The 19658-nt window shown below is 33.0% G+C and carries 21 protein-coding genes and 2 tRNA genes; 9 read left to right on the top strand and 14 right to left on the bottom strand.

The window, feature by feature from the left end:
* The first annotated feature begins 17 nt into the window (after positions 1-17).
* Entirely contained in the window at positions 18-2120 is a 2103-nt protein-coding gene (gene pnp, locus M9C82_04325) for a polyribonucleotide nucleotidyltransferase (GenBank protein ID URQ73187.1), read from the top strand.
* 3 nt (positions 2121-2123) lie between these two features.
* On the opposite strand, the gene M9C82_04320 is transcribed toward pnp, so the two are convergent.
* The 8 genes from M9C82_04320 to M9C82_04285 form a co-directional block, all read right to left on the bottom strand.
* Positions 2124-2200: transfer RNA gene (locus tag M9C82_04320), tRNA-Met, on the bottom strand.
* Positions 2201-2240: 40 nt separating this feature from the next.
* Positions 2241-3326 carry a redox-regulated ATPase YchF gene (gene ychF, locus M9C82_04315; GenBank protein URQ73186.1) on the bottom strand — a complete coding sequence of 362 codons (1086 nt, stop codon included), beginning with the start codon at positions 3324-3326 and terminating at the stop codon, positions 2241-2243.
* The gene (gene pth / locus M9C82_04310) at positions 3326-3901 is read right to left on the bottom strand and encodes an aminoacyl-tRNA hydrolase (protein ID URQ73185.1); all 576 of its coding nucleotides are present in this window, start codon (positions 3899-3901) and stop codon (positions 3326-3328) included. The genes ychF and pth overlap by 1 nt, the downstream gene beginning before the upstream one ends.
* Positions 3901-4599, bottom strand: coding sequence for a 50S ribosomal protein L25 (locus M9C82_04305; protein URQ73184.1), 699 nt, complete (start codon positions 4597-4599; stop codon positions 3901-3903). Before M9C82_04305 ends, pth begins: the two co-directional genes overlap by 1 nt.
* Positions 4600-4607: 8 nt before the next feature.
* Positions 4608-5564 (bottom strand): ribose-phosphate pyrophosphokinase, encoded by a 957-nt coding sequence (locus M9C82_04300; GenBank protein ID URQ73183.1) that lies wholly within the window; start codon positions 5562-5564, stop codon positions 4608-4610.
* A gap of 16 nt (positions 5565-5580) precedes the next feature.
* A tRNA-Gln gene (locus tag M9C82_04295) sits at positions 5581-5655 on the bottom strand.
* Entirely contained in the window at positions 5646-6464 is an 819-nt protein-coding gene (ispE, locus tag M9C82_04290) for a 4-(cytidine 5'-diphospho)-2-C-methyl-D-erythritol kinase (protein ID URQ73182.1), read from the bottom strand. The genes M9C82_04295 and ispE overlap by 10 nt, the downstream gene beginning before the upstream one ends.
* Positions 6461-6952: a hypothetical protein gene (locus M9C82_04285; GenBank protein URQ73181.1), complete on the bottom strand. Its 492-nt coding sequence runs from the start codon at positions 6950-6952 to the stop codon at positions 6461-6463. Before M9C82_04285 ends, ispE begins: the two co-directional genes overlap by 4 nt.
* 29 nt (positions 6953-6981) lie before the next feature.
* Between M9C82_04285 and prfA the strand changes: the two genes are divergently transcribed.
* From prfA to M9C82_04260, 5 genes are all read left to right on the top strand, one after another.
* Positions 6982-8079, top strand: coding sequence for a peptide chain release factor 1 (gene prfA, locus M9C82_04280; GenBank protein URQ73180.1), 1098 nt, complete (start codon positions 6982-6984; stop codon positions 8077-8079).
* Entirely contained in the window at positions 8060-8884 is an 825-nt protein-coding gene (gene prmC / locus M9C82_04275) for a peptide chain release factor N(5)-glutamine methyltransferase (GenBank protein ID URQ73179.1), read from the top strand. Before prfA ends, prmC begins: the two co-directional genes overlap by 20 nt.
* On the top strand, positions 8881-9624 hold the full coding sequence (locus M9C82_04270) for a HesA/MoeB/ThiF family protein (GenBank protein ID URQ73178.1): 744 nt from the start codon (positions 8881-8883) through the stop codon (positions 9622-9624). Before prmC ends, M9C82_04270 begins: the two co-directional genes overlap by 4 nt.
* Before the next feature lie 71 nt (positions 9625-9695).
* Complete coding sequence (locus M9C82_04265) at positions 9696-11315, top strand: long-chain-fatty-acid--CoA ligase (protein URQ74126.1); 1620 nt, start codon at positions 9696-9698, stop codon at positions 11313-11315.
* A 10-nt stretch (positions 11316-11325) separates the two neighbouring features.
* Positions 11326-11781 (top strand): MaoC family dehydratase, encoded by a 456-nt coding sequence (locus tag M9C82_04260; protein URQ73177.1) that lies wholly within the window; start codon positions 11326-11328, stop codon positions 11779-11781.
* Here M9C82_04260 and gatB read toward each other — a convergent pair.
* From gatB to gatC, 3 genes are read right to left on the bottom strand one after another with little or no spacing between them, the layout of a single operon-like run.
* A complete protein-coding gene (gene gatB / locus M9C82_04255) occupies positions 11771-13219 on the bottom strand; it encodes an Asp-tRNA(Asn)/Glu-tRNA(Gln) amidotransferase subunit GatB (protein URQ73176.1) in 1449 nt (482 codons plus the stop codon). The genes M9C82_04260 and gatB overlap by 11 nt on opposite strands.
* On the bottom strand, positions 13212-14636 hold the full coding sequence (gatA, locus tag M9C82_04250) for an Asp-tRNA(Asn)/Glu-tRNA(Gln) amidotransferase subunit GatA (protein ID URQ73175.1): 1425 nt from the start codon (positions 14634-14636) through the stop codon (positions 13212-13214). The genes gatB and gatA overlap by 8 nt, the downstream gene beginning before the upstream one ends.
* Positions 14629-14925 carry an Asp-tRNA(Asn)/Glu-tRNA(Gln) amidotransferase subunit GatC gene (gene gatC, locus M9C82_04245; GenBank protein URQ73174.1) on the bottom strand — a complete coding sequence of 99 codons (297 nt, stop codon included), beginning with the start codon at positions 14923-14925 and terminating at the stop codon, positions 14629-14631. Before gatC ends, gatA begins: the two co-directional genes overlap by 8 nt.
* Before the next feature lie 72 nt (positions 14926-14997).
* Here gatC and M9C82_04240 point away from each other — a divergent pair, with 72 nt between their 5' ends.
* The 3 genes from M9C82_04240 to mreD are packed head-to-tail and all read left to right on the top strand — an operon-like array spanning position 14998 to position 17393.
* Positions 14998-16044 carry a rod shape-determining protein gene (locus M9C82_04240; GenBank protein ID URQ73173.1) on the top strand — a complete coding sequence of 349 codons (1047 nt, stop codon included), beginning with the start codon at positions 14998-15000 and terminating at the stop codon, positions 16042-16044.
* Positions 16045-16893: a rod shape-determining protein MreC gene (locus M9C82_04235; GenBank protein URQ73172.1), complete on the top strand. Its 849-nt coding sequence runs from the start codon at positions 16045-16047 to the stop codon at positions 16891-16893. It abuts the gene before it with no gap.
* Positions 16890-17393, top strand: a complete 504-nt coding sequence (mreD, locus tag M9C82_04230; GenBank protein ID URQ73171.1) for a rod shape-determining protein MreD — start codon at positions 16890-16892, stop codon at positions 17391-17393. Before M9C82_04235 ends, mreD begins: the two co-directional genes overlap by 4 nt.
* On the opposite strand, the gene mgtE is transcribed toward mreD, so the two are convergent.
* Genes mgtE through lptB form a run of 3 tightly spaced genes read right to left on the bottom strand, consistent with a single transcriptional unit; the run spans position 17390 to position 19657 of the window.
* Positions 17390-18724: a magnesium transporter gene (gene mgtE / locus M9C82_04225; GenBank protein ID URQ73170.1), complete on the bottom strand. Its 1335-nt coding sequence runs from the start codon at positions 18722-18724 to the stop codon at positions 17390-17392. The two genes, mreD and mgtE, sit on opposite strands and share 4 nt — an antisense overlap.
* Positions 18714-18950: a hypothetical protein gene (locus M9C82_04220; protein URQ73169.1), complete on the bottom strand. Its 237-nt coding sequence runs from the start codon at positions 18948-18950 to the stop codon at positions 18714-18716. Before M9C82_04220 ends, mgtE begins: the two co-directional genes overlap by 11 nt.
* A complete protein-coding gene (gene lptB, locus M9C82_04215; protein URQ73168.1) occupies positions 18947-19657 on the bottom strand; it encodes an LPS export ABC transporter ATP-binding protein in 711 nt (236 codons plus the stop codon). Before lptB ends, M9C82_04220 begins: the two co-directional genes overlap by 4 nt.
* Between the last annotated feature and the right edge of the window lies 1 nt (position 19658).

Raw genomic sequence — 19658 nt, 5'->3', positions numbered from 1 at the left:
AATAAATCTAAAAAAATATGGATAAAAGTAAAGTTGTATCCTGCAAAAAATTAATTGCAGGTAAAGAAATATCATTAGAAACTGGAAAAATAGCACGGCAGGCAACGGCCTCGGTAATTGCTTCTTCTGGAGATACTCAAGTTTTGGTCACTGTAGTAGCTGGCGGGCAAAAAGAAGGACAGAATTTTTTTCCACTGACAGTAAATTACATAGAAAAATTCTATGCTGCAGGAAAAATTCCTGGAAGTTTCTTTAGAAGAGAGGGCAGGCCATCTGAAGGAGAAGTCTTGACTTCTAGATTAATAGATAGACCTATTAGACCACTTTTTCCGAAAGGATATACTCAAGAAGTCCAAGTAGTTTGTACCGTTTTGTCAATAGATAAAGATGATACTGCTGACATTATTTCATTAATAGGAGTATCGGCTGCATTACAGCTTTCTGGCTTACCTTTCCAGGGGCCTTTATCCGCAGCAAAGGTAGGCTTTATCGATGGAAATTATGTCTTGAATCCATCTTTAAGTGATCTAAAAAAATCAGAATTAGAAATGGTTATTGCGGGATCATCAGATGCAGTTTTTATGGTTGAATCGGAAGCAAAAGAGTTGTCCGAAGACCAAATGTTGGGTGCGATTTTGTTCGCTCAACAAGAAATGAAACCAAGTTTGGATTTAATCGAGGAGTTGGTTTCCCAAGTTGAAGTCAATCCAATTGAGTACACTCTTGAAGAAGATGATGAAGAACTAATGGAAATGGTCACTAATTCAGTAAGCGCAAAAATTGAGGAAGCTTACCAAATTCCAGAGAAATCTTTGAGGCAAGAAGCAGTTTCTGATGCTAGACAATTTTTAACTAATCAATTTGAAGAAGAAGAAGAGGAAAAAATTGACAAAGCAAAAGATTATTTTAAATCTCTTGAATCTTCTATCGTCAGGTCGCGCCTATTGGAAGGACAACCAAGAATAGATGGAAGAGATTTAGATACCGTGAGGCCAATTAATATTGAAACAGGTATTTTAAAGCAAGCGCATGGATCCGCATTGTTCACAAGAGGCGAAACTCAATCAATTGGAGTCGCGACAATTGATTCACTAAAACTTTCTCAGTTACTTGATACGCTTCAAGGTGACTCCAAAGATGCCTTTATGTTGCATTACAATTTTCCTCCTTATTCAGTTGGTGAAGCCGGAATGATTGGTAGTCCTAAAAGAAGAGAGATTGGGCATGGTAAATTAGCCAGAAGAGCTTTGGAGGCTGTGTTACCTGATCCTGAGGAATTTGAATATGCAATAAGAGTGGTTTCAGAAATTACAGAATCTAATGGTTCAAGTTCTATGGCTACTGTTTGTTCTTCAAGTTTAGCTATGATGGATGCTGGCATTCCTCTTAAAAAAGCTGTTGCAGGAGTAGCAATGGGTTTAGTGAAAAGTGAGGATGATTACTGTGTTATAACTGATATTCTTGGAGACGAAGATCATCTGGGTGATATGGATTTCAAGGTTGCTGGAACAGCAGATGGGGTAACTGCTCTTCAAATGGATATAAAAATTGCGGGTATTAATGAGAAAATTCTTCAAGATGCTTTAAATAAAGCAAATACAGCTAGGTCTCACATACTTGGCGAAATGGCGAAAGTTTTGGGCGAATCAAGACCTGAACTTTCAGACTTAGCTCCTCAGGCAATAAAGACTTCTATACCTAAAAATAAAATTGGTGAAGTTATTGGTAAAGGAGGAAGCACAATTAAAAGTATTACTGAGAAAACAGAAACAAATATTGATATAAGTGACAACGGTAATATTAGTATTTATGGAAGAAGCAAAGAATCAAGGCAGGAAGCTCTAGAAATTATTGAGTCTATGATCTCAGATCCAGAGGTTGGGTTAGTCTGCGTAGGAACAGTTGTAAAAATTGTAGATTTTGGTGCTTTTGTCTCTTTTGAAAAGGGAAAAGAAGGGCTAGTTCATATATCAGAAATTGCCGAGGAAAGAGTTAAAAATGTAAAAGATTATTTAGTTGAAGGTGAAGAGGTGGATATAAAGGTCATTGGAATCGATGATCGTGGAAAAATAAAATTGAGCATGAAAGCCGTTAACAATGGTCAAGAAAGCACTGAATAGAAATGGTGGCTATGCTGTGACTTGAACACAGGACCTCAGCATTATGAATGCTGCGCTCTAACCAGCTGAGCTACATAGCCAAAGGGGGATTCTCTTTTTCATAAAAAGTTTTGTCAAGCTTTAAACGTTAAAACGAAACAAAATAATATCTCCTTCGTTTACAACATAGTCGGAACCTTCCGAACGAAGCTTCCCCGCAGATTTGGCACCTTGCTCTCCATTAAACGAAATATAATCGTCAAAGCTCACCACTTCTGCTTTTATGAAACCTCTTTCAAAATCTGAATGAATTACACCTGCTGCTTGAGGAGCCAAAGATCCTTTCTTTAATACCCATGCTCTTACTTCTTCTTTTCCAGCAGTAAAAAATGTACCTAAGCCTAAGCTGTTATATGATTTTCTAATTAATCTTTCTAGAGCAGACTCTTCAAGACCCATTTCTTTAAGGAAAATTATTTTTTCGTCGGTATCTAGCTCGGAAATTTCTGATTCTAATTTTATAGATAAGGTTATAAATTCTGACCCTTCTTTCGAGACTTTATTTTTCAAAGTTTCAATATTGATTTCGCTATTATTTTCATCAATATTTGCGACGTATATGAAAGGCTTAAGACAAATTAAATTATACTCTTTAACGAGATTCTTTTTTTCATTAGAGATTTCAGAAATTTTTTTTCTATTAGATTTTTTTATTAATTCTATTATTTCTTCAATTACCTCTAATTTTTCTTTTGAACTTTTATCTAAAATGGATTTTTTTTTATTAAAATTAATCTTTACTTTTTCAAGAATTTCTAAATCAGCTAAAAGTAATTCTGTTTCAATTATTTCAACATCGGCTAATGGGTCCACTTTATTATTTACATGAGATATATTTTTATCCTCAAAACACCTTACCACTTGAATAATTGTTTGAGTTTCTCTTATGTGGGACAAAAAAGTATTTCCAAGTCCTTCTCCTTTAGAAGCTCCCTCTACCAAACCTGCAATGTCTACAAATTCGACGCTTGCTGGAATAACTTTCTTTGGCTTAACTATTTTTACTAACTTTTCTAGTCTGTTGTCAGGCACTTCAACAATACCCTGATTAGGTTCAATGGTACAGAAAGGATAATTTTCCGCTTGAATTTGCGCATTTGTAAGAGCATTAAATAGAGTTGATTTACCAACGTTAGGAAGTCCAACTATTCCACATTTCAAAGACATTATTTAGAGTGTAGCTTGTTTGCAGCTAATTCCCAGCCAGCAAATATTATGTCTTCGATTACTTCTATTCCATTTTTTATAGCTTTTTTTCTCTCGTTAATTTCTTCTGTGGTGCCTTTTTTTACTACGTAATCATTTACAAGAGAAGCTTTTCCCGGATGACTTATTCCTATTCTCATTCTCAAAAAATCTTTTTCTCCACTTAGGCTTTCAATGATACTCTTTAAACCATTATGACCTCCATCTCCTCCAGATTTTTTTAATTTGCATGAGCCGGATGGGAGATCCAAATCGTCGTGAACTATCAAAACACTTGCTAAGTTTAAGTTATATTTTTTTATCGCAGGTTTAAGAGAATTACCACTATTGTTCATAAAAACAATTGGTTTGATTAAATAGATATCTTTATTTTTGAAAACATATCGAGCTAAGTAAGATTTTATGGACTTTTTTTCTTCGAATTTTAATCCCCACTTAACTGATAATTCATCTACGAAATCTGCTCCGGCATTGTGTCTTGTCTTTGCATACCTGGCTCCTGGATTTCCCAGGCCAGCAATTAAAAATTTTTCCATTAAGAATTATTTTCTTCTTCGGTATCTACCGGCGCCTCAGTATCGCCTTCTTGAGATTCTCCCTCTACACCTTCTACTCCCTCAGATAGCTCAGCATCGGATTCATCGATATCCAATGTAGCTCGAGTAGTACTACAAGAGACAACCGGTTGATCTTGACCAGAACTTAAAGCATTAGAAAGTTCCACTCCCTCAGGAAGAATAAGTCCAGTTTGCATAATAGAATTACCTAATTCGAGTTGCGCAATGTCAACCTCTATAAATTCTGGAAGAACTTCAGCCATACAAGTCAATTCTATTTCATTTCTATTTTTTGAAATCATTCCACCTTGATTTTTCACACCAATACAAGATTCTTCATTAATAAACTTCAAGGGGACTTGCATTGTTATCATAGTCTGTGAAGAAACTTTCATAAAATCAACATGAATAGGGTTGTCATTAGCTGGGTTAGTTTGTACAGCCTTGAGAATGACTTTATGAGATGTTTCTCCTTCTTCAAGTAAAATTACTTGAGAAAAAATACTTGGAAGTTCTAAGGCTTTTCTAAGGTCCTTTGCTAAAAGGGAAATTTTTTTTGTTTCTTCTCCAGACCCATAAACAATTCCTGGCACATTACCAATATTTCTTAAACTTTTTGCAGATAAGTTATTTTCTTCTGCAATATATTCGAATTTTAAAACTGTTTGATCACTCATAACCTAACCTAAAGAAACATTGCACTTACCGACTCTTCCTTATTTACTCTATTAATCGCTTCTGCAATTGTTTTTTCCAAAGAAATTATCTTAATTTTGTTTAATTTAGATGCTTCTTCTGAAAGCGGGATTGTATCAGTAACTATGATTTCGTCTAGCCCTGATTTTTCTATTCTTTCTAATGCAGGACCAGATAGAACTGGATGTGTTGCGTAAGATATTACTTTATTTGCTCCAGCATTTTTTAATGCTTCAGCTGCATTACAAATTGTTCCAGCTGTGTCTACAATGTCATCAACAAGTACACAAGTTTTTTTGGCAACATCTCCTATTACGTTCATAACCTGTGATTGATTATCTTTTTCTCTTCTTTTATCGATGATAGCTAGTTCAGCATCATTTAGAAGTTTTGCTAATGCTCTCGCTCTAACTACTCCCCCTACATCTGGCGAGACAATTATAAGATTTTCATAATCCGCCTTATCTATATGTTCAAAAGTAACATTAGTTCCATAGATATTATCCACAGGGACGTTGAAAAAACCTTGAATTTGATCAGAGTGAAGTTCAATTGTTAATATCCTATCTGCCCCTGCATTTTGAAGCATCTCTGCAACTAACTTTGCGCTTATGGGAACTCTTTCAGACCTAACTCTTCTGTCTTGTCTTGCGTAACCAAAATAAGGAATGACAGCTGTTATTCTAGAGGCTGAGGATCTTCTGAGAGCATCAATCATTATCAAAAGTTCCATTAAGTTCTCATTTGCGGGAAAACAGGTAGATTGCAATATAAATACATCCATACCACGGACATGCTCATCGATTCTGACATTAAGCTCTTGATCGCTAAATCTACCAACAAAGGCATCTCCTAGGTTTTTTCCTAATTCCTTAGCAACTCTTCGGGCTAAATTTGGGTTTGAAGATCCAGAAAATAGGACAAGATTATTGTTTTGTTCTGTCATTTCTTAAAATTTTTTTTGGCTGGGGTGGATGGATTCGAACCATCGCATGGCGGCATCAAAAGCCGCTGCCTTACCGCTTGGCTACACCCCATAATTCTTAATCTCATCTTCTATTGGTGAATTATTCAATGTAGTAGTCAAAAAACAATTCATATTTGAGGGTGCATTATCTATTATTTTTTGGGCTTCTTCAAAATTATTAAACATTGAATAAATAGCAGATCCTGTGCCTGAAAGATGGGCATCATTATAATTTTCAATAAAGTTAAAAATTTTATCAATTTCAGAAATATTTTTCCTAATCCAGTTTTCGAAAGAATTAAAATTTTTTTTATTTGAATACTTTATAGTCTCGATATTTTCAAAATTCTCGAAAGCAAGTTTTGTTGAAACCTTTGAATTTGGAATAATTACGAGCACTGGTTTTTCAATCAAAGAAACTTTTTTAAATATTTCTCCTCTCCCAGTAGCAATTGAAGATCTTCCATGAACGAAAATAGGTACGTCAGAACCAAGAATCAAAGCCAAGTCAATTAATTTTTTTTTGGAAAGATCAAGATTGAAGATTTTATTAATAGCTACTAAAACTGATGCTGCATTTGAGCTTCCTCCTCCCAGGCCGGATTTAAGTGGAATTCTTTTGTTAATAATTACTTTTAAGTTTTCTTTAAAATCAAGTGTATTTTTTAATAAATTTATCAATTTGCTTACAATATTTTCATTTTCTTCTACACCTGGACAAACTATTTGATTTTTATTCACTTCTGTTTCAATGATGATATCGTCTCCCCAGTCTAAAAATTGAAATGTTGTTTCTATATTGTGAAATCCGTCCGTTCTTTTGTTAAGAACTTTAAGACCCAAATTGATTTTTGCTGGGGAAGATATTTCGTAAATCATTCTATAAATATTTTTAAAGAAAAGGTTTCTTCTAAATCACTTGCTTCAATTAAAGTAGATTTAGCTCTTTGAGTTTTTATGAAAAAAAAATTTTCTTCTTTTACCTTAAGACATTCTGCATTGCCACATAGTTCAAAAGCCCAATTTAATAATTTGAAAAAATTAAGTTTTTTAAGATTTGAATTGTTGTTAATCGTAAAAAGTAAAACCTCTTTTTCCCCTAGATAAATTTTTTCTTCTGAAAAGTTAATTTTAAATCTGTTTAGGTTATCAAATGAGCTAATTTTCAAGTAAAAGTCATTACGGATCTTTTCAATTTTTAAAAATCCAGAAAAAACTTTTTCATTAATTGATATAGAAAATTTTCCTTCTTTACTAGACCTGTCTCCTATTTCTGAATAAAAATTTGAAACGCAGCTAAACAAAAACATACTTATTATCAATAAAAAACCAAAGTTAAGTTTCTTCATTTCTTTTAGAATTTTCATGAATATAATAATAGTCAGAATTTAATAAAATGCTTAAATCTATTATACAAAGACTCGAATCTGCCGAGGAAAGGTTTAAATTTCTAGAAAAAGAAATTTCTTCATCTGAAATTCTTAAAGATCAAAAAGTTTATGCTGCTTACACTAAAGAATATTCTGATTTAAAACCATTAGTTGAAAAAAATCTTGAGTTTAAAAAAATAAAAGATGAACTTGAGGAAGCCAAGGTCTTAATGAATGATTCTGATATTGAAATAAAAGATTTTGCAAAAGAAGAATTTGTTAAATTCAATGACTCTTTAAAAGCACTGGAACTTGATTTAAAGAAATTATTAATCCCAAAAAATGAGGACGAAGAAAAAGATATTTTTTTAGAAGTTAGAGCGGGAACTGGAGGCGACGAAGCTGGAATATTTGTCGGTGATCTATTTAGAATGTTTTCAAGACTCTCAGAAAGAAAAAAATGGAAAATAGAACTTATCTCCTCTAGAGAGTCGGAAAAAGGCGGTTTTAAAGAAATTGTAGCTAAAATTTCAGGTAATAATGTATACAGGTATCTGCAATTTGAATCAGGTGTACATAGGGTTCAAAGGGTTCCGGAGACAGAGTCTCAAGGAAGAATCCATACTTCAGCTTGTTCCGTAGCGATCTTACCAGTGGTTGAAAGTTTAGATGAAGTTGAAATAGACAAGTCTGAAATAAGGGTTGATACTTTTAGAGCTTCTGGTGCGGGAGGACAACATGTAAATAAAACTGATTCGGCAGTCCGTCTTACTCATATTCCATCAGGGATTGTGGTCGAATGTCAGGATGGAAGATCTCAACATAAAAATAAAGCAAAAGCGATGATTCTTTTACAATCTAAATTGACAGAAAGAGCTTTAGACGAACAAAATTCTGAGTTAGAAAATAAGAGGAAAAATATGGTAGGCAGCGGCGACAGATCTGAGAAAATTAGGACTTATAATTTTCCCCAAAACAGAGTTACAGATCATAGAATTGATTTTACTAGCCATAACCTTGAAGCTTTTTTAGATGGAGATATGGAAGATATTTTTAAAACTCTTTTAGAGGAAAATCAATCAAGAATGTTGCTTAATTTAGAAGATGAAACAACAAACAATTAACATCGAGGATGCTCTCTCAAAGGCAAGCACAAATATTGACTCCCTAGATGCAAGACTTTTATTAGAATTTGTAAAAGGTGTTGATGGAAGCTATCTCTTCACTCATGGAGATGAAAAAATTAACATCAAAGAAAGTAAACTTTTTTTTGATCTTGTCCAAGAAAGAAAGAAAAAAAAGCCTTTAGCTTATTTAGTTGGTAGAAAAGGATTTTGGAAAAATGATTTTTTTGTAGATGAATCGGTACTTGTCCCAAGACCGGAAACAGAAATGCTGGTAGAAAAATTATTGGAACAAGATCTAGATAATAAAGATTTATTAGAGTTAGGAATAGGCTCAGGCGTTATTTCATTATCTGTAGCAAAAGAAAATAAGAAACTAAATGTGCTCGGTACTGAGAAGTCTATAAGCGCATTAATGATAGCCAATAAAAATGCTAAAAGCTTAGATGTAGATAATGTAATTTTTTTACATCACGACTGGAATCAGAAATGGCTTTTTCCAAAAATGGATTTTATAGTCTCTAATCCTCCTTATGTAGATAGGAGATCATTAGATAAGGATGCTGACGGAATATGGTTTGAGCCGTCGATTGCTTTGTTTTCAGATGAAAGAGGATTTAAAGATTTAGATACTATTATTTCTAAAAGTATTAGATTCCTTAATCCAAAAGGGAAGCTACTAATAGAACACTCTTACGAACAATCAAAAAAAATTCTGACTTTGGCAAAAAAAATTGGATATAAAAACTTTGAACAGTTAAAAGATAGCAACAATTTAATGAGAGTCTCAATCTTAAGCAAATGAAAGATGCAGATTTAGTCAGATACAGCAGACATATTATGTTGCCTGAGATAGACATAGAAGGTCAAAAAAAAATATCTTCTTCAAGGATTTCAATTGTTGGTTTAGGAGGTTTGGGATGTTCTGCTTCCTGTTTTCTTGCTGCTTCTGGCGTGGGCACATTGAATTTAATAGATGATGATTTTATTGACATTAGTAATTTACAGAGACAAATACTATTTTCCGAAAAAGATTTAGATAGACAGAAAGCGTCGGTCGCAAAGAACAAACTTATTAAACTTAATAAAGAAATAGATATTCGATCTCAAGATTTGAAGCTTAATGCCTTTAACATTGAAAAAGCGCTTAAAAATTCTGAAATCATTCTTGATTGTACTGATAACTTTGATACGAGAAAATTGATAAATATTTACTGTAAAAATAAAAAATTAATATTAATTTCCGGATCTTCCCAAGGTTGGATGGGTCAGTTTTTTTCTTTAGATTTTAAAGATGATAATTCTCCATGCCTCGAATGTTTCTTTGAAGATTTAGATAGCGAAGATTTAACTTGCAGAGAAGCAAGTATTTTTTCACCACTAGTGGGCGTTATTGGTTCTTTTATGGCTTCAGAGTCTATAAAGAGAATTATTACCAACGAAAAGATGAATTCGGAATTAGTTGAATTAAATTTAAAAGAAAATAACTTAAAAAGTATCAAATTAACAAAGAACCAAAATTGTAAAATTTGTTCAAAACTCTAAAAAAAAGTTGAAGCTTTGAAATTACAGTTATATTCTAGTTTTCTATTTTAATTACCTATTAGGAGTGAATGATGTTAGGTAACATGATGCAGGAACAATTGCTTATTTCAGGTGTATTGGAACATGCTGTAAAGAACAATGCCAATAGTGAAATTGTAAGTAATACAGTTGAAGGAGGTATTCATAGGTATACGATCAAAGATTCTGCCTTGAGATCGAAAAAATTAGCAAATGCTTTACTAAACCTTGGAATAGGAGAAGGAGACATAATTGCGACTATGGCTGTTAACAGTTATAGACACTTAGAGCTTTACTTTGGTATTTCTGGGTTGGGAGCAGTCTTACATACTTTAAATCCAAGACTTTTTCCGGATGATATTAAATATATTGTTAATCATGCTGAAGATAAGTATATATTTGTGGACGCTCCATTTCTCCCAATTATTGAGAATGTAATTTCGGATCTAAAAACAGTTAAAGGGATTGTTATTTTAACTGATAAAGAAAACATGCCTTCATCATCTTTAGAAAATCTCATCTGTTATGAGGACTTTATTTCCGATGAATCAGACACAATTTCTTGGCCGGAGTTTGACGAAAATACAGCTTCTTCACTTTGTTACACCTCTGGGACAACAGGAAATCCTAAAGGAGTTCTTTACTCTCATAGATCAACTGTTTTACATGCATGGTATGCGACCGCAGGCAATGCAATGAATTTGACACCAGAAACAATATTGCTTCCTGTTGTGCCTATGTTTCATGTAAATGCATGGGGAATTCCTTATGCTTCCTTTATGTATGGAGCAAAAATGGTATTTCCGGGACCTCACACAGATGGTGAATCGATCTGTAAATTAATCACCTCAGAAAAAGTAAATCAATTAATGGGTGTTCCTACTGTATGGCTAGACCTACTTAACTATGCTGAAAAAAATAGTATAAAGCTTGAATCAGTTAAAAGCGTGTTAGTTGGGGGTTCAGCTGCTCCAAAGGCTATGATAAAAGCTTTTGAGGAAAAACATGATTGTTTTTTACTTCACGGATGGGGAATGACGGAAATGAGTCCTTTAGGCACTTTAAATTCTTATACTCCAGAGATGAAGGATATGGACCTAGAGGAAAGATATGACATTCAAACCAGTCAAGGACGCTCAGTTTATGGCTGCTCCATGAAAATTGTAGACAGCGACGGAAAAATTCTTCCAAATGATGGAAAAACCTTTGGAAGATTGATGGTAAAGGGTCCAGCGATCATTGAGAGATATTTTAAATCCGAATCAACAGCTCTTGAGGAGGGGTGGTTTGATACAGGTGACGTTGCAACAATTGACACTAGTGGTTATATGCGGATTGTTGATAGAAGTAAAGACGTAATAAAATCTGGAGGAGAATGGATAAGTTCAATCGATTTAGAAAATACAGCAGTTGGACATCCAGGTGTAGCGGAAGCTTGTGTGGTTGGAGTAGCTCATCCTAAATGGGACGAAAGACCAATCTTATTTATAGTTAAAAATGGTCTAGAAGACTGCGAAAAAGACTCAATCGAAAATTTTCTCTCAGATAAGATTGCAAAATGGTGGATGCCCGACGACATAATATTTGTCGATGAACTTCCCCACGGAGCAACAGGTAAATTATTAAAAACTGGTTTGAGAGAAGAATATCAAAATCATTTATTAGAAAAATAAGGAGGTAAATATGGCTGGATTAGTTCCCGCAGAAACGCTAAAAGATTACATAGGTACAGAATTTGAACCATCCGATTGGCTCGAAGTTGATCAAGACAGAATTAATCAATTCGCTGACGCAACTTTGGACTATCAATTTATTCATGTTGATTCAGAAAAAGCTACGCCTCTGTTTGGCTCTACTATCGCACATGGATTCCTTTCACTATCTTTAACAGCAGGTTTAAAGGCTGGAGGAATAGCGCCAGACAATATGACTATGGCGTTTAATTATGGCTTAGATAGAGTAAGATTTTTAACACCAGTAAATGTTGGATCTAAAGTGAGGACTAAAGCTAAACTGATATCAGTTGATGAAAAGGAAGACGGTAGATATTTAGTTAAAAACGAAGTTACTATGGAGATTGAAGGGCAGGAAAAACCAGCTTTTATTGCAGAAGCTTTGACAATGTTCGTCACTGGTTAAGTTTTTTTCTCAAAATCTCATTCACGATCTTAGGATCTGCCGATCCTTGGGTCTCCTTCATTACTTGACCGACGAAAAATCCAAATAATTTATCTTTTCCAGATTTATACTGATTATGCTGTTTTGGGTTTTCCTCAACTATTTTTATTATAATTTTCGAAAGTTCATCTTCGTTAGAAATTTGTTCTAAATTTTCTTTTTTGATAATTTCTTGGACCGTAAGATCCTGATCCCAAAGTACCTCAAGAATTTTTTTTGCAGCTGGATTAGAGATTTTGTTTTCTTCAAGATTTTTGAAAAGATCAATTAAATCTTCAGATGAAATGTTAGACTCTAAAATATTTTTATTATTTTTGTTTAATATTGCTAAAAAGTCGCCCACAATCCACTTTGCCGCAGTTTTTACATCCTTCACAGATTTAGCAATTGTTTCAAAGAAAACACTCATTTCTCTTGAGCTGTTAAGAATTTTTGATTCATACTCATTTATCAAATAATCAGAACAAAATCTTTTAATTTTTTGTTCAGGTAATTCGGGGAGCTTTTCTCTGACGCTTTGAATATATTCATTTGATATTTTAAGAGGTATCAAATCAGGTTCAGGAAAATATCTATAGTCGTTGGCGTGTTCTTTAGATCTCATGGACCTAGTCTCATTTTTATTTGAATCATATAGTCTGGTCTCTTGAATTAACTCTTCACCAGACTCTACAACTTTAGTTTGCCTTTTAATTTCATATTCGATTGCTTTCTCAACAAATTTAAAAGAATTAATATTTTTTATCTCTGTTCTATTTCCAAATTTTTCTTCTCCTTTTTTTCTTATAGAAACATTAGCATCGCATCTCAAAGAACCTTGAGACATATCACCATCTGAGATACCTAAAAATGTAACGATTGAATGAATTTTTTTTAGGTAAGAAACTGCTTCCTTTGAAGATCTCAAATCGGGCTCAGATACAATTTCCAATAAAGGTGTTCCAGCTCTATTAAGGTCAATCGCTGTGTAGGATTCGTATTTATCATGAATAGATTTTCCAGCATCTTCTTCTAGATGTGCGCGAGTAATCCCGATTTCTTTTTCATCTCCTTCGCAATCAATCATCACCGAGCCTTTTCCAACAATAGGATTTTCGAGTTGACTTATCTGATAGCCTTTAGGTAAATCTGGATAGAAATAATTTTTCCTTGCAAAAATAGCTTTGTTGGTTATCTCAGCGTTTATAGAACAACCAAACTTTACTGCCATCTCAATAGCTTTTTTATTGATAACAGGAAGTACTCCAGGCAATCCTAAATCAATTATTGAGGCTTGAGTATTTTGTTCTACTCCAAATTTTGAAGGCGAGCTTGAAAAAATCTTCGATTGAGTTGCAAGTTGCACATGGATTTCTAATCCTATAATAGATTCCCATAGGTTTGACTTTGGATTAGACATGGTAATCAGATATTTTTTGAAATTTATGTGAAATATTTAATATCGATGACTCTTGCAAATGATTACCAATGAATTGTAATCCAAGTGGAAGATTTTTTTGATATCCAGCTGGAATAGAAATGGCAGGTAATCCAGCTAAATTTGCTGGAATTGTATAGATGTCTTGCTCATACATTTTTACAGGATCTTGTATTGACTCTAAATCAAAAGCAGTATTTGAGCAGGTTGGCATAGCAATAACCGAGACATCTTTGAATGCTTTCTTAAAACTTTCGGTAACCAAGGTTCTAATCTTTTGAGCTTTAAGATAATATGCATCAAAATATCCTGCAGAAAGACAATATGTGCCAATAAGTATTCTTTTCTTTACCTCTTCTCCAAACCCTTCAGATCTTGTTCGAGTATAAAGATCCTCTAAATTTTTAGGGTTTTCGCAACTATAACCAAATTTAATCCCATCGTATCTAGATAGGTTTGCAGAACATTCTGCTGGAGCAATAACGTAGTATGCAGGAAGAGAATATTCAAGATTTTGGAGTTTAATTTCCTTAGTCTTAACACCATTTTTTTTTAAAAGTTCAATATTCTCTAAATAGGTTTCTTTCACTTTTGGATCTTTAATCGAATCAATAATGTCTGAGGGTATTCCAATTATGTGATCCATTTTAGAAACAGTCTCATATTTCAAATTTGAAACTTCGCTATTGATAGAAGTAGAGTCTTTTTTATCGAACCCAGAAATCATTTCTAGAGCTATTGCAGCATCTAATGCAGTTTTTGTGAAAACTCCAGCTTGGTCAAGACTTGATGCAAAAGCAATCATTCCCCATCTAGAAACTCTTCCATAGGTTGGCTTAATTCCCGTAATTCCGCAGAAGGATGCAGGTTGTCTTATAGACCCTCCAGTATCCGTTCCAGTTGCAAAGGCACATAAATTAGCCTTAACTGCAGCGGCAGATCCACCTGAGGAACCTCCGGGACTTTTAGTGTTTTCGATAGGATTTTTTACATTTCCAAAATAACTGGTTTCATTCGAAGATCCCATCGCAAATTCATCCATATTCGTTTTACCCAACATTACCGTTCCTGCTCTATTAAGCTTTTCATAAACCGTAGATGAATAAGGTGAAATAAAGTTTTCCAACATTTTAGATCCACAAGTTGTCTTACCATTTTCCACGCAAAAAATGTCTTTATGAGCAATGGGAATACCCTTGAGAGGACCAAATTCTTCTTTCGATGAATCAATTTTTTTTGCATCCTCAAGTGCAGATTCATTTATGGAAATAAAGCAATTTAAATTTTCATTATCTTGAATATTTTTCAAATACATAGAAGTGAGTTCGTATGAGGAGATTTCTTTATTCTTAAGAGCTTCTATTTGAGTTACTAGATCAGAACTTTTAAGATCAATCATCTTGCTCTATTACTTTTGGAGTTAGATAGTATCCATCTTCTGAAAGAGGAGCGTTTTCCATGTAGTCATCTCTTTTTATATCGCTTGAGATTAAATCTTCCCTAAGATTTTGAGAATCACTCATTGCGTGACTCATTGGTTCAACATTTTCAGTATTTACTTCGTTCATTTTATTTACCATTTCTAAAATAGATTCCAATTCTTTGATCAATTTCTTTTTTGTATCATCATGAATTCCTAATTTTGATAATTGGGAAATATTTTTTAAAGTTTCTTCTGATATTTTCATTTATTTATATAATTTAAGTTATTATATCTTTGGAGATATAAATAGATTGCATTTTACATTTAATTTAAAAAAATGGTTTCATTATCTAAATATTTGAAGGGATTTTATTCTACCGACCTTTCAATAGATCTAGGTACAGCTAATACTCTTGTTTATGTGAGGGGAAGAGGTATTGTTTTAGACGAGCCATCAGTTGTTGCTATAAAAAAAACGGATGGCCACAGATCTGTTGTTGCAGTAGGGTCTGAAGCAAAAAGAATGCTTGGAAGAGTTCCTGGAAATATTGAGGCTATTAGACCTTTGAAGGACGGAGTAATAGCGGATTTTCAAGTGACTGAAAAAATGCTTCAACATTTTATTCAGGAAGTTCATGGAGAAAATTTCTTCAGACCTAGTCCGCGAATTTTGATTTGCGTTCCATGTCAATCAACTCAAGTAGAAAGAAGAGCTATAAGAGAGTCAGCTTTGCAAGCTGGTGCAAGGGAAGTTAGATTAATCGAGGAACCAATGGCAGCAGCAATAGGAGCTGGACTCCCCGTTGAGGAGGCCTCAGGTTCAATGGTTGTAGATATTGGAGGAGGCACGACAGAAATAGCAATATTAGCTTTAAATGGTGTAGTTTTCTCAAGTTCTTTAAAAACCGGTGGAGATAGGTTCAATGAGTCTATTGTTTCTTACTTGAGAAGAAAGTATGGAGTTTTGATTGGTGAATCTACTGCCGAAAGAATTAAAGAAAGTGTAGGATGTGCTTCTGCCGATAGTGAAGTAAAAGATATGGAGGTTAGAGGTAGAAACCTCGCAGAAGGTGTTCCCAATACTTTAAATATATCTAGTCAGGAAATTTATGAAGCTATTTCTGGTCCGCTTTCTTCTATTTTACAGTCTATAAGAAATGCTTTGGAACAATCCCCTCCAGAATTGAGCTCAGATATTTCTGAGAGAGGTATTGTTTTGACAGGAGGAGGCGCACTTTTGAGAGATTTAGATAAAATGATTTCTGAACAGACAGGAATTCCTGTAATTGTTGCAGAAGAACCTCTTACTTGCGTAGCTAGAGGTGGGGGCATAGCACTAGATATTCTAGATAAGTACGACGTAGATTTACTGTCTACAGAGTAAATGATTAACAAAGAGCTTAAACAAACACAAATAGCTCAAAGTGCAATCTTCACTACTGGGTCGATGAGGGCCTCAAAGATATTTCCATCATTTTTTCTAACCCTAACAATTTTTTTTACTGATTTTTATTTTGATTACAGTAAAAATTTAAAAATTTACCTTCAATTATTATTTCAGCCCCTTACAGAAATACCAAATACGGTTGTTGAAACTTCAAATAGAATTACCTTTTTTTTCAGCTCTCAAAATCAATTATATATTGAAATAGATAATTTGAATGATGAGATAGAAAAATTAAATTTTGAAATCTTAAAATTAAAAAATATTGAGGAAGAAAATATCGAGCTTTCAAATTTAATGAATCTTGTAAAAACCAAAAATTTTTCTGTTTCAATTCTTGGGGAAATCAAAAGTAAAAGTTTTTTCCCCAATGAATCATTAAATGTTTTTACCAACATAAAAAAACTGAATGAAAATATGGTTGTTCTAAATAATTACGGGGTTGTTGGACAAATATCTGAAATTTACCCTAATTATGTAAAAGTTCAGCCTTTATATGAGCAAGGTAATGTTGTGCCAAGTTACATTCCTCGAAATGGCTTAAATATAATTTTGAAAGGAAAGGGTGAAGACAAAACCTTCACAATTGAAAATTTAAGTAGTGAAGTAAATCTTTATGAAGGCGATGAAATATATTCTTCTGGATTAGGAGGAAAATTTCCAAAAGGATATTTAATTGGAAAGGTAAAAAGCATTTCAAAAAACCAAAATCTTAAATTTCAGGAAGTCGAAGTTTCTTCTAGCGCTGAATTTGATAAAGGCTCAAAAGTATTATTTATCTCTCCATGACAGAATATCTTGATAAGAGAAATACTTTTCCTATTTACTTAACAATAGGTATCACAATAATTATTTTTTCTATTGTTGAGATTATTTTTAGAAATTCTTTCAGCTTCTATTTAAATATTCCATTAACTTTAATGTGCCTCATTTATTGGAATATGGCTCTTCCTAAAAGTGTGGGTTTATTTTGGGCGATAATTTCTGGGTTTCTTCTAGATTTATCTCAAGACTTAGTATTGGGCACAAATGTTATGATTTTTTTGATAAGTTCTTATTTGATACAAAGATATTTTCATCGGTTAAGAGCGTTGTTTAGAGTTCAGCAATCTCTTATTGTTGCTAGCGCAGTTTTTTTGAATCAGATGATATTCATAATCTCTTTTTCTAACTTTTCTTTGAAAATTTTTCTAGAATTATTAATTTTTACTCTTATTTCTGCATTTATTTGGCCTGTTATTTACGGCTTCTTAAGAAATATAAGAATAAAATTTACTTATGGTAGTTAGCTGTAGAAAATTGTCGCTAACCCCAAAAAGGAAAAAAAACCTACCACATCTGTTATTGTTGTGACTATTACACTTCCACCGATAGCGGGGTCCAGTTTAAAAAACTTTAAAATAAGTGGAATTCCTAATCCGCTTAAAACTGCAAAAAACAAATTAATAATTAAAGATAATAAAATGATTATTGCAATAGTAAAATCACTAAACCATAAGAAAGAAATTAACCCCAAAATTAAAGCCCAGAAAATACCATTTACAATCCCGACTGTTATCTCTCTTGATAATAAATAAATATAATTTGATGACATTATTTGTCCTAACGCTATACCTCTAACAGTTACTGTAAGTGTTTGAGTAGCAGCAACACCTCCCATACTTGCAATAATTGGCATCAAAACTGCTAAAAAAATTACCTCTTCAATTGTTTCTTTAAATAAATTTATTACAGAAGAAGCAATTATTGCAGTGAAAAGATTGATACCTAACCAAAAACCTCTACTTTTTATCGCTTTAGAAGTTTTCTCAAACGTATCTCCACTCAGACCAGACATTTGTTTTAAAGAGTCGTTTGCATCGGATTTAATTTCACTAATAACGTCATCAAAAGTTATTCTCCCGATTAAATTATTTTCTTCGTCAATTACAGGCGCCGAAATTAAATCATCTTTTTCAAATATTTTTATTACCTCACTAGATTCTGTAGATGCAATTAGTGGTTTTTTTTGAATCATAATATTTTTTACTATCTCGTTAGGAGAGTTTGTAATCAAACTTGAAATTGGTAAAACACCTCTAAACTTATTATTTCTGCTAACTACAAAAAGATTATCTGTTAAAAGGGGGATTGAATTTTTTATCCTTAGATAGCGTAAGACTAATTCAATTGAATGATATGGTCTGACAACAATAACATCAGTATTCATCAAACCACCTGCTGAATCTTCAGGAAATTTTAGAACTTGTTCTAAAATACTTTTATTTTGGTCAGATATTTTTTCTAATACCTCCTTCATTACTTTTTTTGGTAGATCCTGAAGAATATCTGCTACTTCGTCTGGTTCAAGATCTTTTGTTACTTCTGCAACTTCTGCTGGATTCATAAAGGATAAAATCATTTCTCTAACGTCATCCGATAAATTTTTTAAAATTTCTCCTTCATTCTTTTCTTCTATTAGCTGCCAGATTAAAGCTCTAGTATTTGGTGGGCTAGATTCAATTAATAATGAAATCTCATAGGCGGGAAGAGAATTCAAGGTTTCTCTTGAATTAATAAATTGACCTGAGGAAACTATTTTTTGTATCGAGCTGGTTTTGGACGAACTATTAGACTCCATTTTCGTCTTTTCTATAGTGAGCCGCTGGAAGGTTCAAAAGTATTCTATATTTAGAGATAGTTTTCCTTGAAACTTTAATTTTATTTTTCTGTTCAAACATTTTTTTCAAAGTTTCATCTGAAAGAGGGGAGAGTTTATTTTCTTTAGAAATGGAATGGGATATAAATTCAAGCAACAAAGTTTTTTTTGTTTTTTTTAAATTTAGCCCAATTTTTTGTAATTTCAAAAAGATTCTCCTAAATAAACTTTTTTTACTATTGAGTTGTCAGTAATCTCAGCAGGACTGCCATCAGCTATAATTCTTCCTGAATTTATGACCTTGACGTTCTCGCATATGTCTATCATAGCTTTTACATTATGATCGCTTATTAAGATCCCCAAACCTTTCTCATTTAATTTTGAAATTAAATTTTTAATATCATCAATAGCCAAAGGGTCAATACCCGCAAAGGGCTCATCCAACATTATAAATTTTGGATTCAAAGCTATTGATCTTGCTATTTCAACTCTTCTTCTTTGTCCTCCAGAGAGCTCTCTTCCTTTTTGCATAGAGATAGAAGAAATATTAAATTCATCTAAAAGGATATTAATATTTTCCTCTATCTTTTTTTTAGAAGAGTATTTTGTTTCTAGAGAAGACCTTAAATTATCTTTCACAGAAAGATTTCTAAAAATTGAGGGCTCCTGAGGCAGATAAACAATTCCAATTTCAGCTCTTTTGCTAAGCGATAAGTTAGTAATTTCAGTTTCATTTAAGTAAATTTTTCCTTCAGACGGTCTCGACAAGCCTGCAAGAGAATAAAAGAGAGTAGTTTTTCCCGCTCCATTCGGACCCAAAAGTCCAGTTATTTTTTTGAAGTCTACATTTAAAGAAATATCGTCAAGAATTGTTTTTTTTCCGTAATTAACGTTAATGTTTTTTGCGATAATCATT

The sequence above is a fragment of the SAR86 cluster bacterium genome, from assembly GCA_023703675.1.
In the GTDB taxonomy this organism is placed as follows: Bacteria; Pseudomonadota; Gammaproteobacteria; order Magnimaribacterales; family AG-339-G14; genus AG-339-G14.
This window is presented reverse-complemented; position numbering and strand designations above follow the sequence as displayed.

Coding starts and splice junctions, on each gene's coding strand:
- pnp (URQ73187.1), top strand. CDS start 18: ATGGATAAAAGTAAAGTTGTATCCTGCAAAAAATTAATTGCAGGTAAA.
- M9C82_04265 (URQ74126.1), top strand. CDS start 9,696: ATGTTAGGTAACATGATGCAGGAACAATTGCTTATTTCAGGTGTATTG.
- gatB (URQ73176.1), bottom strand. CDS start 13,219: ATGTCTAATCCAAAGTCAAACCTATGGGAATCTATTATAGGATTAGAA.
- prmC (URQ73179.1), top strand. CDS start 8,060: ATGAAACAACAAACAATTAACATCGAGGATGCTCTCTCAAAGGCAAGC.
- ispE (URQ73182.1), bottom strand. CDS start 6,464: ATGATTTACGAAATATCTTCCCCAGCAAAAATCAATTTGGGTCTTAAA.
- pth (URQ73185.1), bottom strand. CDS start 3,901: ATGGAAAAATTTTTAATTGCTGGCCTGGGAAATCCAGGAGCCAGGTAT.
- mreD (URQ73171.1), top strand. CDS start 16,890: ATGACAGAATATCTTGATAAGAGAAATACTTTTCCTATTTACTTAACA.
- M9C82_04240 (URQ73173.1), top strand. CDS start 14,998: ATGGTTTCATTATCTAAATATTTGAAGGGATTTTATTCTACCGACCTT.
- gatC (URQ73174.1), bottom strand. CDS start 14,925: ATGAAAATATCAGAAGAAACTTTAAAAAATATTTCCCAATTATCAAAA.
- mgtE (URQ73170.1), bottom strand. CDS start 18,724: ATGGAGTCTAATAGTTCGTCCAAAACCAGCTCGATACAAAAAATAGTT.
- M9C82_04260 (URQ73177.1), top strand. CDS start 11,326: ATGGCTGGATTAGTTCCCGCAGAAACGCTAAAAGATTACATAGGTACA.
- lptB (URQ73168.1), bottom strand. CDS start 19,657: ATGATTATCGCAAAAAACATTAACGTTAATTACGGAAAAAAAACAATT.
- gatA (URQ73175.1), bottom strand. CDS start 14,636: ATGATTGATCTTAAAAGTTCTGATCTAGTAACTCAAATAGAAGCTCTT.
- M9C82_04235 (URQ73172.1), top strand. CDS start 16,045: ATGATTAACAAAGAGCTTAAACAAACACAAATAGCTCAAAGTGCAATC.
- M9C82_04305 (URQ73184.1), bottom strand. CDS start 4,599: ATGAGTGATCAAACAGTTTTAAAATTCGAATATATTGCAGAAGAAAAT.
- ychF (URQ73186.1), bottom strand. CDS start 3,326: ATGTCTTTGAAATGTGGAATAGTTGGACTTCCTAACGTTGGTAAATCA.
- M9C82_04300 (URQ73183.1), bottom strand. CDS start 5,564: ATGACAGAACAAAACAATAATCTTGTCCTATTTTCTGGATCTTCAAAC.
- prfA (URQ73180.1), top strand. CDS start 6,982: ATGCTTAAATCTATTATACAAAGACTCGAATCTGCCGAGGAAAGGTTT.
- M9C82_04270 (URQ73178.1), top strand. CDS start 8,881: ATGAAAGATGCAGATTTAGTCAGATACAGCAGACATATTATGTTGCCT.
- M9C82_04285 (URQ73181.1), bottom strand. CDS start 6,952: ATGAAAATTCTAAAAGAAATGAAGAAACTTAACTTTGGTTTTTTATTG.